This is a genomic window from Bacillus luti (assembly GCF_009739945.1).
GTDB classification, from domain to species: Bacteria; Bacillota; Bacilli; order Bacillales; family Bacillaceae_G; genus Bacillus_A; species Bacillus_A luti.
The window spans coordinates 3,352,559-3,369,933 of the sequence record NZ_CP040336.1 but is presented as its reverse complement, the minus strand read 5'-3'; the positions used below and the strand labels follow the sequence as shown (position 1 = coordinate 3,369,933).

Below are 17,375 nucleotides of genomic sequence, written 5' to 3'. Positions count from 1 at the left end.
GATAAAGATGGAAGCTTTTATTAGAAGTGATCAATATAATTTTATAAAATCACAAGCGTATATTTTAGCAAACGGGCATGCAACGGCAAATGATAGAGGTGTAATTCAAGCGTTAAAATCACTTGCGATTGAAAAGATAATACATGTATTTGAGAATTTAACGGATGAACAGACAGAGTTAATTGATACGGTATTAACAGTTCAAAATAGAGAAGATGCAGAATCGTTCTTAATGAAAATAAATCCGTATGTCATTCCGTTTCAGGAAGTTACAGCGCAAACATTAAAAAAATTATTTCCTAAGGCGAAAAAGTTAAAACTACCTGATATGGAAGAATTGGATATGAAAGAATTATCTTATTTAAGCTGGATTGACAAGGGATCAAGTAGGAAATTTATTATAGCGAAAAATGATAAAAATAAGTTTGTTGGTCTGCAAGGAACGTTCCAAAGTTTAAATAAAAAGAGCATTTGCTCATTATGTCATGGGCATGAAGAAGTAGGAATGTTTTTAGTTGAAATTAAAGGTGATGTACCAGGAACTTTCGTTAAAAAGGGAAACTATATTTGTAAAGATGGTGTAGCTTGTAATCAGAATATGAAGTCGCTTGATAAATTAAACGATTTTATTGAGAGATTAAAGAAATAAAATGGAAAACCTCTAGTACTTAAACTGGAGGTTTTTATTTTGGAAGAAGTAATAATAGGCTTCTTTTGTAGTTGTAGATTTATAAAAAAAGTCCGGTCATTTATAATGTGATTGGATAAAAACATCTATTTGGATACAGTTGCTTATATGCAAGGAGGTAAACATGAATTATATTTCACCGAAAGAAGAAGTGTTACAAGTGAAACGGTGGCCGAAAGATACGATAGCAGCGGGTCGTGGTCATACAGTTGCTCTTAAATCGGATGGAACAGTTGTGGCAGTGGGGCGAAATAAAGAAGGAGAATGCAATGTAAGCGGCTGGCGAGATATTGTAGCAGTCGCAGTGGGCAATGTTCATATGGCAACGAACACAGGTAATGCTCATACAATTGGTCTTACATGTGACAGTACTACGATAGCTGTGGGGTGGAATAAGCATGAACAATGTGATGTAAATGACTGGCGCAATGTTGTAGCCGTTGCGGCGGGATGGCGTCGTACCATTGGGCTTAAACCAGATGGCACGGTAATAGCTGTGGGGCGAAATAAAGAAGGGGAATGTGATGTAAGTAGCTGGCGAGAGATTGTGGCGGCTGCGGCGGGTGACTGGCACACAGTCGGTCTTAAATTGGACGGCACAGTGGCGACTGTGGGGAATAATCGATATGGCCAATGTAATGTAAGTGGATGGCGAAGTATTGTGGCGTTGGCAGCAGGTTATCTTCATACAGTTGGCCTTAAACGAGATGGTACGGTAATGGCAGTGGGTAATAATAAACATAACCAATGCGACGTAAGTGATTGGCGAGGTATTGTAGCGATAGCAGCTGGTACGAATCATACAATCGGCCTTAAATCAGACGGTACAGTGGTGGCAGTGGGTTGGAATGAGTATGGTCAATGTAATGTAAGCGATTGGCGCGACGTTGTAGCGATAGCGGCTGGTTGTGCGCATACGGTCGGCCTTAAATCAGACGGCACGGTGGCCGCGTTGGGCAATAATGAATTTGGTCAATGTGATGTAGGTAGCTGGCACAACATTCGATTGCCTGGCAAATAGTCAATTTACAATAAATCATTAGTAATATTATTCTATTTTAGGAGTAATTATGGAATAGGATATGTAGAAAATAATTAAACTTAAATCTGCTGAATAAGAATCCCTTTTGAAAAGGGATTCTTATTATTTTTCGTAAAAAGAGGGTCTAAATGGAATTTTTGAACAAACTTTATTTCAAAGCTACAGTAGAAAGTATAAATTACAAATAAAGCATAGGAGAGCTGAAGAAATGCTTAAAAAGTTTTTGCTTTCTTTACCGGATGTTTTACTTGTGTGTATCGTTCTCTACATAACATATACCAATTCTTTTAGTTTTGGACAGATGTTAGTAATTTCAATTGCAATCGGAATAATAGGTGCTCTTATTACAAGAATATGTAAGGATTTATTTACTTTCATCTGGTGGACAATTAAACAAAAGAAATCTTGAATATGTTTAATTGTGATAAGGAGAGATAAAATGACTAATAAAAAGAATAGAGTTAAAAACGAGATAATACTTTGGACATTAACAGCGGTTGTTCTCATAATTGTATGGTACTTTTTTCAAAAATAAAAACGCATCGCACTTTGAAATGAAAGCACGATGCATTTTTATTATTTTTTTTGCCAATTTTCTTTAATAAAATCTTCACGACCAGATTCCTTTTGCTCAGTAGCATATTTCTCTGGATTTTTTTTATAAAAATGTTGATGGTATTCTTCAGCCTCATAAAAAGGTGCAGCTGTGCGGATTTCAGTTACGATTGGATCTTTAAACATACCGCTTTTTGCAAGAGCTTGTTTTGATTTTTCAGCAAGCTCTTTTTGTGTTTCATTATGATAAAAAATAGCAGTGCGATAAGATGGACCACGGTCAAAGAATTGTCCACCATCATCAGTCGGATCGATTTGAGGCCAATATAAATTTAGTAATTTTTCATATGGGAAAATAGAAGGATCGAATGTAATTTGAACGACTTCTAAATGTCCAGATGTTCCGGCCTTTACTTGTTCGTATGTTGGATTTTCGATATGACCACCTGCATAGCCGGAAAGTACTTTATGAATACCAGGAAGTTCATCAAATGGTTTTACCATGCACCAAAAGCAACCACCTGCGAAGGTTGCGAGTTCGTATGTTTTTTCAGACATTACTATAATCCTCCTAAATATATATGTTTTATATAGTATTATACAATCTTTTTTATTGCGCAATAAAAAAGATTTAGAAGTAAAGAAAAATTGAAATATATTTCTTTATAAAGTCTTTAAAATTCCTTCAAAGTTTCTTTTTTTCTTAGTGTTATTATGTAAATCGAAGTGAATATGTGAGGTGATAGGCAATGAATCTACGTATGAAAATTAATAGTTTACAACAAAAAATGAAAGAGAGACTAATATGAAAAAGGAATTTATACAAAGCGATTTAAGAAATATATTGATTGCGGCATGCTTACTATTAGGGTTAGTTATTTTCGGATATTTTTTAATAAATAATTACCCAGGTACAAATGAAAAAAAGAAGTTAACAGATGCAACATCTACTTCAGAATCAATTACATCTCTTGCTAATTCAGATGCCAAAAAAAAGGTTACAAAAACTTTTAATATTACGGCGAAAGTAGCAAGCGTAGATTTAGGAAATGGGAAAAAGGTAGATGCGTGGACATTTGATGGAACATCACCGGGCACTCAAATTCGAGTTAAACAAGGTGAACGTGTTGTTGTAAATTTGAAAAATGAATTGCCAGAACCAGTTACAATCCATTGGCACGGATTAGATGTTCCTGCGGCGGTAGACGGTGTTCCAGGTGTTACGCAAAATGCTATAAAACCAGGTGAAACATATACATACGCATTTAATGCTGATCAGGTGGGGACATATTGGTATCATTCACATCAAAAAAGTGCAAAACAAACGGAGCGTGGACTATTTGGAACCATTGTTATTGAACCGAATAAAGCAGCTGTAAAATATGAAAAGGATTATACAGTGGCAATCCATGAATGGAAAGCAGGAGACATAAAAACCCGTAAGCATAATGGCGAACAAGATAAAGATTGGGATAGCTATCCTAGCAATCATATTCGAAATGAAAAGGCGCAAACTTTAGAAGGACCGTTAATGATGCCAAGTAATGATCAACTCAAAGATTTATCTGATGGAGATGATTACGATGTATTTACATTAAATGATACAAGTGAAGGGCTACAATTAGATGCAAAACCAGGTGAAATAGTACGCCTTCGCTTAATTAACGCCGGGAATAATACGCATTTAATGACATTAGTTGGGGTACCATTTCAAATTATCGCATTAGATGGTCGTGATATAAAAGGTGGGGACGAGCTAGATAAAGCAATTCTTCCGATGGGAGCTGCACAACGTTATGACCTTGTTTTTAAAATGCCGGAAACAACGAGTGTAAAACTTATTAACGTTGATCCATCTAAGAAAATGAATCGAATGTTAACAGCAACTATTGGGAGCGGTTCTTTGCCGAAAGAACCTATTGATATAAAGAGTTATCCATGGTTTGACTTTACGAAATATGGAGAAAAAGGAGTTGGCAAGTTTACGATAGATTCAAAGTTTACAAAGGTCTATGATATGGATTTGGCAGAAGGTGTGAAAGATGTAAATGGACAAGAAAAATGGGTCTATACGATTAATGGAAAGACATCACCTGATATTCCGCCCATTAAAGTAGAGAAAGGAGATAAAGTTAAGATTCGCTTTAAAAATAAGGGGGAAGAAATTCATCCGATGCATTTGCATGGACATACATTCCAGGTTATTTCTAAAAATGGTAACCCGATGGAGGGAAGTCCGATTTACTTAGATACAGTTAATATTTTTCCAGGAGAAGAATATGAAATTGCATTAGAGGCAAATAATAGTGGACTATGGATGGTTCATTGTCATCATCTTGTTCATGCGGAAAAAGGAATGCATACAATGATGAATTATGAGGGAGTAACTACGCCATTTTCTACCGGAGATCATTCGGGTAATCATCCAGAATAATAATACGGAGGTTTTCATGCTTTATAGAATGATAGTATTTATTGTAACAAGTGTAAGTGTATTTTTGTTTTCTCATAGTAGTGTATTTGCTCATACAAGTGTTGTAGGAACCAGTCCTAAAGAGGGGGAAGTTCTGACAGTACAACCAGAACAGATTATTCTTGAATTTAGTGAACTAGTTACAGGAAAAGTAGTTAATATTGAATTGCTAGATCCAAGTGCAAAGAGAGTGCAAGTATCAAAGGTTGAAATGTTAGATGATCCAACAAAAATAAAAGTGAAGATACCAAATTTAAATAATGGTACTTACACAGTAAGGTGGTCTATGATATCTGCAGACGGACATCCGAGTGAAGGAAGCTATACCTTTTCAATTGGAGAAGAAGTACCAACTAATGCCGTAGTAGAGGGGAATGCGAGTACCTCAGTATTTTCAGAGGTTATGATTGTAATCCTACGCTATATTGTAGAGGGAATGATTTTAATTGGAGCAGGAGTAAAGTGGCTCGATATGTTTGTGAAACATTATAATTTACCTCCTGTATTGCAAAGAATGAAGAATATGAAAATGATTTTCTTCTCTATACTTGTAGTAGGATTGATAGCCGAATTAATAGTGTATAAGTCAATTATTCCGAAGGGGAGTTTACTTATTCATTCGCCATTTTCAGTTATTATTATGATTCAATTGTTATTATTGATTCTTATGTCTTTGCAGCATATGGGGAACGAATGGTATGCGCTAATTTGGGGATTTCTTGTTGCGAGTTTTTCTTTCACAGGTCATGTATGGATTACTAATCCAAATTGGGCAGCAGTTATAATTAGAATGGTCCACGTTATGAGTATTGCAGTGTGGCTAGGAGCACTTATTTATTTAGCTCTTGTTATAGTGTGGACAACATTATACAAAATTACATTTGATCAAAAGAGTTTCCGTAAGCATTTTAGTATTATTGCTGGTATTTCATTTATTCTAGCATTTCTTTCTGGTGAATTAATTGTGTTTTTACAGACAAGAAAATGGATGCTGTTTAATGTGGACTCCGAATGGACAAACCTCTTAAATATAAAGGCGGTTACTGTATTAATAATTACAATTGTAGCATGGAGACAAACGAAAACATGGGGTAACGATATCGGAACAGTTAATCGCCGTTTATTGCTCTTAGAAATTGTTCTAGCTATACTCGTATTATTAGCTGGTATTTGGATGAGTCAAGTTTCATTTCCTGTGAGTTCTGTAACGAGCTAAAATTATTATGTTTATAGGAGTTCTGTAATGTCAATCCGTATTAGATTGCTGTTGTCGTATATTGCGATGGTAATTATTCCAATCGTTTTTTGTGGCATAGCAATTATGTTAATTAGTGTTACGTTATTTGGTGATATTCGTATTGCAAAAGCAATCATTGGTCTTAATCAAAATAGTCATTCTCTCATTGATAAAGAGCAGGAGGGAGCTATTCGTACAAAAGAAGATGAAGATGATATTTTTAGTAGGTTGAAAATTCTTTCATCGTATGCTCCAGATAAATTGGAGGATCTAAACTTTTTAAAGGAAACTGATAAAGAATTAAACGATAATCAAGCAGGGTTACTAATTCGAAAAAATGATGAGCTTACATATTCATCTCCATACTTTAAAATTTCTTCGTTTGATAAGTACCTACCCGCGTTTGAAACGGAAGGACAAAGAAAAGGAATGGATGTGAAAATAGAGGGTAATTCTTTTTACTATAAGCAATTTGATTACTACGATGAAGAGAGGGATAAGGTTAGTATTTTTGTATTTGAGCATGTAAATCCTTTAGAAGAAATAATTAGAGAATTTTCCCCGTATTTCGTATTCATGTTAATACTTGGATTAATTATTACAAATGGAATATTAACATATTTTATATCACGGAGTATTATTAAACCATTGCATTCATTAAAGCAGGCAACGGAAAGAATTCAAAAAGGTGATTTAGATTTTCAAGTAAAGCGACTTGCGAAAGATGAAATAGGAGAATTAAGTTTATCGTTTGAAGAGATGCGCGGCAGGTTGAAGGAATCGGTCGAGTTGCAAATGCAATATGAAAAAAATCGTAAAGAGTTGCTTTCAAATATTTCTCATGATTTACGGACGCCAATTACGGCTATTAAAGGTTATGTACAAGGAATTAAAGAAGGTATCGCTCGAACTCCGGAACAATTAGATAAATATTTAACAATTATTTACAATAAAGTGTTTGATATGGATCAATTAATTGACGAGCTTTTTCTCTTTTCAAAACTTGATTTGAAAGAGGAACCGTTTCAATTTGAAGAGGTTGAAATTAACCAATACTTATCTGATTGTATAGAAGAACTACAGCTTGAATTGCAAGATAAGGGAATTACAGTGAGATGTGATGCTCAAAAGGATACTTCTATTTTGGTAAAAGGTGATCGTGAAAAATTACGACGAGTTATTACAAATATTATTTGGAACAGTGTTAAGTATATGGATAAAGAAGAAGGATATATTGGAATTCGTATGACTGAATCTAGTGATTATGTAACAATTTACATAAAAGATAATGGGATAGGAATAGAAGAGAAGGCATTACCTCATATATTTAAAAGGTTTTACCGTGCAGATCATTCTCGAAATTCTAATACGGGTGGAAGCGGACTTGGTTTATCAATTGCACATCAGATTATCACACAACATGGTGGTGATATTTGGGTAGAAAGCAAGAAAGGTAAGGGAACGACACTTGCATTTACATTACAAAAAATCAATTAGAAAAAGGAGAGCATCTTGAAAAGAATTTTAATTATTGAAGATGAAGCTATTATAGCAGAGTTAGAAAAGGATTATTTAGAGGTTGCCGGGTATACAGTAGACATTGATTACTCTGGCGAAACGGGTTTACAAAGAGTTCTTTTGGAGGATTACGACTTATTAATTTTAGACATAATGTTACCGGGAATAGATGGATATGAAATTTGTAAACAAGTTCGAGTGAAAAAGGACATCCCAATACTTATGGTGTCCGCAAAACAAGAGGAAATCGATAAAATTAAAGGGTTAGGTTTTGGAGCAGATGATTATATTATAAAACCATTTAGTCCAAGTGAAATGGTGGCACGTGTAAACGCTCATTTAGCTCGTTATGATCGTTTAACAGGAAAGCGAGAGCAAATAAAAGATGAAATTCGTATTCGAGGATTACTTATTGATAAATCGGCCCGCCGTGTATTTGTAAATGGAACTGAGATCATGCTAACAGGAAAAGAATTTGATTTATTAACTTGTATGGCAGAACATCCGAATCAAGTGTTTAGTAAAGATCGTCTCTTTGAAACTGTATGGGGGATGGATGTAATTGGTGATGCAGCAACAGTTGCTGTCCATGTGAAAAATATTCGTCACAAAATTGAACTCGATCCATTTGATAAATCGTATATCGAGACAATTTGGGGAGTAGGATATCGTTTTACACAGTGAAAAAGGCCAGCAAAAATGCTGGCTTTTTTGCGTAAATAGATTAAGAAATTACAAACAAGATCCTCCGCTAACATCAATTAATTGTCCAGTAACCCAGCGGCTGTCTGGAGAAGCAAGAAATGCAACAGTATCGGCAATGTCTTCTACTTCACCTAAGCGATTGAAAGCGGAAATAGTAGTAGCATACTGTTTCATCATTGGATCGCTCAAGAGTTCTGCATTCATATCTGTTTTAATAAATCCCGGGAGTATTGCATTCACAGTTATTCCTCGTGCTCCAAGTTGTTTTGCAAGCGTGAAAGTCATTGTATTAATAGCGCCTTTCGTCATACTGTATGCAACAAAATCAGGTAAAGAAATGCGGGTGGCAGCTGATGAAATATTAATAATTCGGCTATTGTCACGTAAACGTGATAGAGCTTGTTGAATGATAAAGAATGGTGCTTTTGTATTTACTGAAAAGATTCTATCAAAAAATTGTTCGGTCGTTTCTTCAATAAAAGCACCAGGACCAATTCCAGCGTTGTTTATTAAAATATCAAATTGTGTTCCACCAGTTCTTTTTTGCAATTCAGTATCTAAAGCGCTATAAAGGTTTTCTACACCGTGTAAAGATTCAAGATCTGAACCGATAGAAAAAGCTAAACCGCCATTTGATTGAATTTCATGAACAGTTTCTTCAGCGTCTTCTTTTCGATTACCATAATGAACAGCGACTAATGCACCGTCGTTTGCTAAACGAATTGCAATAGCACGTCCAATTCCTCGGCTTGCTCCTGTAACTAATGCTACTTTCCCTTTTAACATAGTTTTCTCATCTCCTCATAAATTTTATAAGTTTTTCTTTATGTAGTAATGCAAGCATACTTAAGCAATATATGAGTGTATGTAAGTGTTTCATTCCGATTTTGTTTTGAGAAAAAATAAATAGCTTTCTAGTGAAATGAATTGAATTTTAATTTTTTTTAGAAAACATGTTGACAATGAAAAGTACAACGTCCTATAATACGTTTAATAAATAAAAGTCAATTAAGAATTTTCTGACTTTATAGTTTGTATATGCAAAGAAGAGGAAAGTATATGATTATGATTGTTTAAGAGAGCTACTCCAAGGCTGTGAGAGTGGTAACAATCGAATCATTGAAGATCACCTCGGAGCATCGCTTGCGAAAGGGAAACTGAGTAGAGGGCGGCGGCATCGTCTCCGGTAAAAGGACGGAGGTCTGATTGGACCTACAGAGCTTATATTTCGTGAGAAGTGTAAGGAAGCTGAGTGGTAACGCGGAACTCTCGCCTCAGCAATCAAAGCTACTATTAAGTAGTAGTTGATTGCTGAGGTGAGAGTTTTTATTTTAAAAAATAGAGTAAGTAAGAGAAAAAATGTGTAAGAAGGGATTTGACAAGATGAGAAGTGACATGATTAAAAAAGGTTTTGATAAAGCTCCGCACCGTAGTTTATTAAAAGCAACAGGTTTAAAAGATGAAGATTTTGATAAACCGTTCATAGCGATTTGTAACTCTTTTATTGAAATTATTCCAGGACATAAGCATTTGAATGAGTTTGGGAAACTTGTAAAAGAAGCAGTTCGTGCGGCAGGTATGGTACCATTCGAATTCAATACAATTGGAGTAGATGATGGTATTGCGATGGGACATATCGGTATGCGTTATTCCCTTCCGAGTCGTGAAATCATTGCTGATTCAGTGGAAACGGTTGTAAATGCACATTGGTTTGATGGCATGATTTGTATTCCAAACTGTGACAAAATTACACCCGGTATGATGATGGCTGCACTTCGTATTAACATTCCAACTGTGTTTGTTTCAGGTGGTCCGATGGCGGCTGGAAAAACATCTAAAGGAGAAGTTGTCGATTTAAGTTCTGTTTTCGAAGGAGTAGGAGCTTATCAATCTGGTAAAATTTCAGAAGAAGAATTAAAGGATATTGAAGATCATGGCTGTCCATCTTGTGGTTCTTGTTCCGGTATGTTTACCGCGAACTCTATGAACTGTTTATGTGAAGTGTTAGGTTTAGCACTTCCTGGTAACGGGAGTATTTTAGCAATTGATCCAAGACGTGAAGAGTTAATTAAACAAGCAGCAGAGAAATTGAAAATTTTAATTGAGAGAGATATTAAGCCGCGCGATATTGTAACAGAAGAAGCAATTGATGATGCTTTTGCACTTGATATGGCGATGGGTGGCTCAACGAATACAGTATTACACACGCTAGCGCTCGCACAAGAGGCAGGGCTAGATTATGATATGAACCGTATTGATGCTGTTTCAAGACGTGTACCGCATTTATGTAAAGTAAGTCCAGCTTCTAATTGGCATATGGAAGATATTGATCGAGCGGGCGGAATTAGTGCAATTTTGAAAGAGATGAGTCGAAAAGAAGGGGTACTTCATTTAGATCGTATTACTGCTACTGGGCAAACGTTAAGAGAAAATATTGCTGAGGCAGAGATTAAAGATAAAGAAGTTATTCATTCTCTCGAAAATCCTCATAGTGAAGAAGGTGGGCTACGTATATTAAAAGGAAACCTTGCGAAAGATGGGGCAGTTATTAAAAGCGGAGCAACCGAAGTAAAACGATTTGAAGGACCTTGCGTTATATTTAATTCACAAGATGAGGCGCTTGCGGGCATTATGCTTGGGAAGGTTAAGAAAGGGGATGTAGTTGTTATTCGTTATGAAGGACCGAGAGGTGGCCCTGGTATGCCAGAAATGTTAGCACCAACATCAGCAATTGCTGGCATGGGATTAGGTGCAGATGTTGCGCTATTAACGGATGGTCGTTTCTCTGGTGCTTCACGTGGTATTTCAGTAGGGCATATTTCGCCAGAAGCAGCTGCGGGCGGAACGATTGCACTTCTTGAACAAGGGGATATCGTTTGTATCGATGTTGAGGAACGCTTGCTAGAAGTAAGAGTGAGTGATGAAGAATTAGATAAGCGTAAAAAAGAATGGAAACGACCAGAACCGAAAGTGAAAACTGGCTGGCTTGGACGTTATGCACAGATGGTAACATCGGCGAATACAGGGGCAGTCCTAAAAATCCCGAATTTTGATTGAGCCAATTTAAAAGAGATAAGGATGATATGAAATGGTGCAAAAGGTAAAGGAGAGAGTGAAAATTGAAGATATCTTAATGGCTCATAATTGCATGAAAGATATCGTTATTAAAACACCGTTACAACGTGATACAGTTCTATCAGAGAAATATGATTGTGACGTTTATGTAAAACGAGAAGACTTACAATTGATTCGCTCTTTCAAAATTCGTGGTGCGTACAATTTAATCCAAAGTTTACCGAAAGAACAACTACAAAATGGTGTTGTGTGCGCAAGTGCCGGTAATCATGCGCAAGGAGTTGCCTATACGTGTAATTTATTGAAGATTCCGTCAAAAATTTTCATGCCGACGACGACACCTAAACAAAAAGTATCACAAGTACAATTTTTCGGTGGTGATTTTGCGGAAATTGTATTAGTTGGTGATACATTTGATAGTTCTTTCCAAGAAGCACAGCGCTATTGTGAAGAAAATAGGAAGACGTTTGTTCATCCATTTGATGACCCGTATGTCGTTGCTGGCCAAGGAACAGTGGCAGTTGAAATTATGCATGATATGGAGAAATCGGTTGATTATATCTTTACAGCAATCGGCGGTGGTGGATTAGCATCAGGTGTTGGCACATATGTGAAAGGTGTTAGCCCTGCTACAAAGGTCATTGGCGTAGAGCCAATGGGAGCTGCATCTATGAAAGAGGCTTTTCTTCAAAATGAAAATGTTGCCTTAGAAAAAATTGATAGTTTTGTTGATGGTGCAGCTGTTAAAAAGGTAGGAAAGTTAACATTTGAAACTTGTAAAGATGTAATTGATGACATTGTTTTAGTACCAGAGGGAAAGGTTTGTACGACGATTTTAGAACTATATAAGAAAAATGCAATTGTAGCAGAGCCTGCTGGTGCACTTTCTATTGCAGCACTTGATCTATACAAGAATGAAATTAAAGGTAAAACAGTTGTATGCACATTAAGTGGTGGGAATAATGACATTGATAGAATGCAAGAAATGAAAGAACGTTCGCTTATTTATGAAGGACTAAAACATTACTTCATTATTGAATTCCCGCAGAGGTCGGGAGCGTTAAGAGAGTTTCTTGATAAAGGATTAGGGCCAGAAGATGACATTACTCGCTTTGAGTATATTAAGAAACATAATAAAGAAAATGGCCCAGCACTAGTCGGAGTAGAGTTAAAACATAAAGAAGATTATGAGCAATTAATTACTCGTTTTAAAGAAAATAACATTCAATTTATGGAGCTTAATAAAAACCCTGTTTTATTTGATTTACTTATTTAATAGAAGGAAAGGGTTAACATACAGTTGTAATTGAAACAAAAAAAGATAGATACAAGCAAGAGAAACGCTGCTTGTTCTATCTTTTTTACAATTAAACGAAATAATTTCCATATTCAAGAAGGATAAAGCTAGTTAACCAAAAGAGTATCGCAATACGAATGATTACATACATAGTGAATTCAAAAGTAGTAAGTTTTCGTTCTCGTTTCATTTTTTTTAGAAGTCTAACAGAAAAAAATGAACATAAAAGTAGAATCGCTATAGATATTTTATAAATATTCTCTAACAAACTTACATTTTCTAATAAGTCTTTCAGCATATTCACCACCTATTCTCTAATGTATGTTACAGAGAAATAAATCTAGCATTGTCTAGTTGCGTTTGTTTATTATTTTCCCCGTACTATCAATTTCTACATCAGTTGAAATTGTTTGTAAATATTGTAGAGCTTTTCTCTTTTCTTCCTCATTTACAGGGGAAACTTGGTTGTTACGGATGATATAAGGATTGAATGACATTTGGACATCCTTTCCTTTAAAAGTTAAAGTTAATACGCCAGTTTCGGCGCTTTTTCCGTTCACATAACTTGGGAATAAAAAGTTTCCTAATGAGTAAGCGACAGGAACATTATTATAATATTCAAACCCTTGTAACCAATGTGGATGACTTCCGACGATCGCGTCGGCTCCTGCTGTAACCATTTTATTTACATATTGTTTTTGATAATCTACTGGACGATTTGATTTTTCAACACCCCAATGCATATAGACAATTAAATAGTCTGCATCTTTCTTTTGCTCTTTAATTGTTTTTGTTACAAGATTTAAATCATATCCATTCGCAACGCCAGGTTTATTGTCATCAGCTACCCAAGTAAAGTCAGGCATAAAGCGAACGAAGGAAAGAAATTTAAATTTTTTCCCTTTTACAGTCATTTCTCGTGCAGTATATGCATCTTTTGCATTCTTTCCGGCTCCGATGTAAGGGAACTTTAATTTTTCTACGTGAGAGATAGTATCTAATAATCCCTCTTGCCCATAATCAAGTGTATGGTTATTTCCAATATTTACGATGTCATATCCAGTATTTTTAATAGCTTGTAGTGTAGATGGGTCACTTTTAATCCAGAACAGTTGTCCAGGTGCTTTCTTTTCTTTCGTTGTAAATGCTGACTCTAAATTAACGAAAGAAATATCAGCTTTTTTTATTTCTTCTTTTACATGTTGGAATGGGTAGTCAGCCCCGTTTTTTTCGATTACCGGACGTAATTGCCAATCGAACATTGTATCACCAGAAAAGGTGAGTGTAATTTCCGGGTCTTCTATTTCCTTGTCGCTTGTTGAAGCGGTTTTGCTAGATTTGTTTTGGAAATCGGATTTGTCTTTCGCTTTTGAAGTAAAAGAGTGGTTAATTAATACAACAATTGGTGTAATGCAAAAGGCTATTAACAAAAATCGTTTTAGTAAAGTTTTCATAAATACCTTCCTTTTGAGTTTATCCCGCTATTTGTGGGCAGCAAAATTTCCGCTGATTAAAGCTTCACTTTATGTATTGCTACAAAAAATTGTGGTTTATGTAGCGGAAAACATTTGTTAATATTCTCAATATTAAGTTAACATATAGATAACCTGTAAATCAATGAATAAACCAAAATATAGAAATAAAGAATTCGAAGGGTGAAGAATAAGAAATGGTTATATTAGGAGCAGTTGTAAATGGGATTTGTATTATATTTGGTACTTTACTTGGTAAATTATTTAGTAGAATTCCAGAAAGTATGAAGGGAACCATAATGCACGCAATCGGTTTAGCGGTTACTGTGCTTGGACTTCAAATGGCATTGAAAAGTGAAAATTTTCTTGTTGTCATACTAAGTTTAGTCATTGGTACGGTAATCGGGGAATGGCTCCAACTAGAGGGGAAGTTAAAACTGTTAGGGGATTGGTTAGAAAATAAAGTTGGATCGAAAGGGAAAGGAAGCATATCAGAAGGTTTTGTAACAGCTACTTTAATTTTTGCAATTGGTGCGATGGGGATACTTGGTGCACTCGACAGCGGGATTCGCGGAAATCATGATATTTTATTTACAAAGGCGATTATCGATGGATTCATTTCTATTATTTTAACGACAACTTTAGGAATTGGCGTAGTGTTTTCAGCAATACCGGTGATTTTATATGAGGGTGGTATTGCAGTTTTTGCAACACAAATTAATAGTGTTGTCCCGAAAGAATTAATGAATCAATTTATAGTGGAAATGACAGCTACGGGCGGTATTATGATAGCCGCTATTGGATTGAACTTACTTGGATTTATTAAAATTAAAGTGGCAAATTTACTTCCAGGTATATTGGTAGTTGGAATAATTGTTTCACTTATTTACGGTTACGGTTTAATAGTAAAGTAGTAGGGGATGGATATGAATACGCAATTACTGGACAAGCAGGTCCGGTTGAGTTTTATGAGCGATGTTGTAATGCGTGTTTAATACCAATAATGGACAACTAACCAACTTCATTTAAGTGGAGTTGGTTTTATTATGAAAAAAATGTGGGAATGTAGTGATTTTCACTAGAAAATAGCGGATTTTGTAGTAAATCTTACAAATAAAGCAAATTACTAAACTTTTTATAAGAAAGGGTGTAGAATGGGTATCGAATGAAAGAAGGTGTGAAAATGGCCAGCTGGAAACGAAATTTAATGATTTGTTGGCTAGGTTGTTTTACCACTGCGGCCGGTATGAGCTTAGTAATTCCTTTCTTATCTTTTTATATTGAGGAATTAGGGGTGACTGGCACTTCTAGTATTGCACAGTGGTCGGGACTTGCATTTGGTGTAACGTTTTTAATGGGTGCGATCGTATCACCGATATGGGGAAAGCTTGGTGATATACATGGACGGAAATTGATGCTTATTCGTGCGAGCCTTGGTATGGCGATTATTATGACGCTTATGGGGTTTGTAACGGATGTGTATCAATTAGTCGCACTAAGATTTTTGATGGGAGCAGTATCTGGTTTCCTTTCAACGGCGATGACATTTATTGCGGCAGAAACTCCGACAGAGCATTCAGGTTGGGCGATTTCTACAATTTCAACTGGTGGCGTGAGCGGTTCATTACTTGGACCATTACTTGGAGGCTATTTATCTGAATTGATTGGAATGCGCCATGTCTTTCTTGTTACAGGAGCTTTTTTATTCCTTTCTTTTCTAATCGTCTTTTTCTTCTTACATGAAGAAAATCACTCTGCCAAGGCAAAAAAAGCACAGCCGAAAAAAGTATGGACGATGGTTCCAGCAAAGCATTTAATTATTAGTTTATTTGTAACAACATTTATTATTCAACTTGCTAATATGTCTGTTCAACCAATTGTTACATTGTACGTGAAAAATTTAGTAGGTCCTCAAACTTCACATATTGAAACAATTGCGGGTGCAGTTATGTCAGCGACAGGGTTAGCAGTTATTTTGGCAGCACCAAGACTAGGACGATTATCAGATCAGATTGGTCCTCAAAAAACGTTAGTGGTAGCGTTGTTTGCTGCAGGAATTATTTTTATCCCGCAAGCATTTGTAACCTCAGCTTGGCAACTATTAATTCTTCGATTTTTATTAGGTATCGCACAAGCAGGATTATTACCTTCCGTACAAACTCTACTAAAACAACATACGCCAACCCATGTAACGGGACGAATATTTGGGTATAATCAATCGTTTCAGTTTTTAGGAAATATGATTGGACCAATACTTGGTGGACAAATTGCGGCGCATGCAGGCTTCCAATATGTTTTCTTCTCTACATCATCACTATTATTTATCGCGTGCATTTGGGTTTATTTTCATAATAAGAACGAAGAGGTATCAGAGAAACGACATTTGGAAGTTAGTTAACTAAGTGAAAGAAAAAAGATGAAGCAACGATTGCTTCATCTTTTTCTTTAAAATTTGAGACAAAGATAACTTAATGTACCAAGTTCGTAACTACGGTGAATGACTTCACCGCTATTTTCACCACTGCCCATAGCGATAAATAAAGGAACAAAATGCTCCGCTCTTGGTACTGCTAATTGTGCATGAGGCGCATTGTTTTCCCAATTAAACAATGCATCTTTATCGTTAGTATGCATATGTTTTATAATCCAATCATCAAATTCAATTGCCCATTGTTCGGGTGTAGTTTGATTCCATTTCAAAGCTCGTAAGTTATGAACGGTAACACCGCTACCGATTACTAAAATATCTTCTTGCCCAAGTCCTTTTAATGCTTCTCCAATTTTAAATTGTTCTTTTGCGGGAAGGAATGGATTGACTGATATTTGTACGACAGGAATATTTGCTTCTGGGTACATGCGATGCAACAGTGTCCATGAACCATGATCTAAACCTCTCGTCATATTATGATGGACTGGAATACCTTTATTTTTTAATTTTGTTTCTAACATAGACGCAATGCTAGAAGAGCCTTTCGCACGATACTTGATTTCGTATAACTCAGGAGGGAAGCCTCCAAAATCATAAATTGTTTCATATTCGTTATCTGATGAGGAAATTGTTAATATTTCACTTTCCCAATGAGCAGTGAAAATAACAATTGCTTTCGGCTTGTATGTTTCACCAAGTGTTTTTAAAAAACTTGTATAATCTGTATCTTGAATAGCGAGCATCGGTGATCCGTGTGCTAAAAATAATGATGGCATCATAGTAGAAACCTCCTGAAATTATATAGTTACTTTATGTAAGTAACTATATAATTTTATTTATAATTCGTCAACATAATAGTTTGACAGCTAATCGGAAAAGGAAGGC

General features: G+C 35.7%; 16 protein-coding genes and 1 pseudogene. 12 read left to right on the top strand and 5 right to left on the bottom strand.

The window, feature by feature from the left end; genetic code table 11:
• Positions 1 to 7 precede the first annotated feature (7 nt).
• From EUC40_RS17085 to EUC40_RS17075, 3 genes are all read left to right on the top strand, one after another.
• Positions 8 to 649, top strand: a complete 642-nt coding sequence (locus EUC40_RS17085; RefSeq protein WP_151626052.1) for a FusB/FusC family EF-G-binding protein — start codon at positions 8 to 10, stop codon at positions 647 to 649.
• A gap of 163 nt (positions 650 to 812) precedes the next feature.
• On the top strand, positions 813 to 1,709 hold the full coding sequence (locus EUC40_RS17080; RefSeq protein ID WP_156576092.1) for an RCC1 domain-containing protein: 897 nt from the start codon (positions 813 to 815) through the stop codon (positions 1,707 to 1,709).
• A 229-nt stretch (positions 1,710 to 1,938) separates the two neighbouring features.
• A complete protein-coding gene (locus EUC40_RS17075; protein ID WP_156576091.1) occupies positions 1,939 to 2,139 on the top strand; it encodes a hypothetical protein in 201 nt (66 codons plus the stop codon).
• 167 nt (positions 2,140 to 2,306) lie between these two features.
• Here the strand turns inward: EUC40_RS17075 and msrA are convergent, their stop codons facing one another.
• Complete coding sequence (msrA, locus tag EUC40_RS17070; protein WP_156576090.1) at positions 2,307 to 2,843, bottom strand: peptide-methionine (S)-S-oxide reductase MsrA; 537 nt, start codon at positions 2,841 to 2,843, stop codon at positions 2,307 to 2,309.
• Positions 2,844 to 3,090: 247 nt separating this feature from the next.
• On the opposite strand from msrA, the gene EUC40_RS17065 reads away from it, so the two are divergent.
• The 4 genes from EUC40_RS17065 to EUC40_RS17050 are packed head-to-tail and all read left to right on the top strand — an operon-like array spanning position 3,091 to position 8,197.
• The gene (locus tag EUC40_RS17065) at positions 3,091 to 4,719 is read left to right on the top strand and encodes a multicopper oxidase family protein (protein ID WP_156576089.1); all 1,629 of its coding nucleotides are present in this window, start codon (positions 3,091 to 3,093) and stop codon (positions 4,717 to 4,719) included.
• A gap of 16 nt (positions 4,720 to 4,735) precedes the next feature.
• The gene (locus EUC40_RS17060) at positions 4,736 to 5,974 is read left to right on the top strand and encodes a copper resistance CopC/CopD family protein (RefSeq protein ID WP_156576088.1); all 1,239 of its coding nucleotides are present in this window, start codon (positions 4,736 to 4,738) and stop codon (positions 5,972 to 5,974) included.
• A gap of 27 nt (positions 5,975 to 6,001) precedes the next feature.
• Positions 6,002 to 7,492 (top strand): sensor histidine kinase, encoded by a 1,491-nt coding sequence (locus EUC40_RS17055; protein WP_156576087.1) that lies wholly within the window; start codon positions 6,002 to 6,004, stop codon positions 7,490 to 7,492.
• A 15-nt stretch (positions 7,493 to 7,507) separates the two neighbouring features.
• A complete protein-coding gene (locus EUC40_RS17050) occupies positions 7,508 to 8,197 on the top strand; it encodes a response regulator transcription factor (protein ID WP_156576086.1) in 690 nt (229 codons plus the stop codon).
• 48 nt (positions 8,198 to 8,245) lie between these two features.
• Here the strand turns inward: EUC40_RS17050 and EUC40_RS17045 are convergent, their stop codons facing one another.
• Positions 8,246 to 9,004 (bottom strand): SDR family oxidoreductase, encoded by a 759-nt coding sequence (locus EUC40_RS17045; RefSeq protein ID WP_156576085.1) that lies wholly within the window; start codon positions 9,002 to 9,004, stop codon positions 8,246 to 8,248.
• A 597-nt stretch (positions 9,005 to 9,601) separates the two neighbouring features.
• On the opposite strand from EUC40_RS17045, the gene ilvD reads away from it, so the two are divergent.
• A complete protein-coding gene (gene ilvD / locus EUC40_RS17040) occupies positions 9,602 to 11,275 on the top strand; it encodes a dihydroxy-acid dehydratase (RefSeq protein WP_151626067.1) in 1,674 nt (557 codons plus the stop codon).
• Between the two features lie 31 nt (positions 11,276 to 11,306).
• Positions 11,307 to 12,569 (top strand): threonine ammonia-lyase IlvA, encoded by a 1,263-nt coding sequence (gene ilvA / locus EUC40_RS17035; RefSeq protein ID WP_071712414.1) that lies wholly within the window; start codon positions 11,307 to 11,309, stop codon positions 12,567 to 12,569.
• Between the two features lie 91 nt (positions 12,570 to 12,660).
• Here ilvA and EUC40_RS17030 read toward each other — a convergent pair whose 3' ends face one another.
• Together EUC40_RS17030 and EUC40_RS17025 are read right to left on the bottom strand one after the other, a co-directional pair.
• Complete coding sequence (locus tag EUC40_RS17030) at positions 12,661 to 12,888, bottom strand: hypothetical protein (RefSeq protein WP_156576084.1); 228 nt, start codon at positions 12,886 to 12,888, stop codon at positions 12,661 to 12,663.
• A 52-nt stretch (positions 12,889 to 12,940) separates the two neighbouring features.
• Positions 12,941 to 14,044: a CapA family protein gene (locus EUC40_RS17025; protein WP_156576083.1), complete on the bottom strand. Its 1,104-nt coding sequence runs from the start codon at positions 14,042 to 14,044 to the stop codon at positions 12,941 to 12,943.
• 215 nt (positions 14,045 to 14,259) lie between these two features.
• Between EUC40_RS17025 and EUC40_RS17020 the strand changes: the two genes are divergently transcribed.
• The 3 genes and pseudogenes from EUC40_RS17020 to EUC40_RS17010 all read left to right on the top strand — a co-directional run bounded on the left by EUC40_RS17020 (position 14,260) and on the right by EUC40_RS17010 (position 16,460).
• Positions 14,260 to 14,976: a DUF554 domain-containing protein gene (locus tag EUC40_RS17020; protein WP_156576082.1), complete on the top strand. Its 717-nt coding sequence runs from the start codon at positions 14,260 to 14,262 to the stop codon at positions 14,974 to 14,976.
• An 8-nt stretch (positions 14,977 to 14,984) separates the two neighbouring features.
• A pseudogene (locus EUC40_RS17015) lies at positions 14,985 to 15,077 on the top strand (GNAT family N-acetyltransferase); the annotation flags it as partial.
• Between the two features lie 168 nt (positions 15,078 to 15,245).
• A complete protein-coding gene (locus EUC40_RS17010; protein WP_156576081.1) occupies positions 15,246 to 16,460 on the top strand; it encodes a multidrug efflux MFS transporter in 1,215 nt (404 codons plus the stop codon).
• A 47-nt stretch (positions 16,461 to 16,507) separates the two neighbouring features.
• Here EUC40_RS17010 and EUC40_RS17005 read toward each other — a convergent pair whose 3' ends face one another.
• Positions 16,508 to 17,269 carry a DODA-type extradiol aromatic ring-opening family dioxygenase gene (locus tag EUC40_RS17005; RefSeq protein ID WP_071712420.1) on the bottom strand — a complete coding sequence of 254 codons (762 nt, stop codon included), beginning with the start codon at positions 17,267 to 17,269 and terminating at the stop codon, positions 16,508 to 16,510.
• Between the last annotated feature and the right edge of the window lie 106 nt (positions 17,270 to 17,375).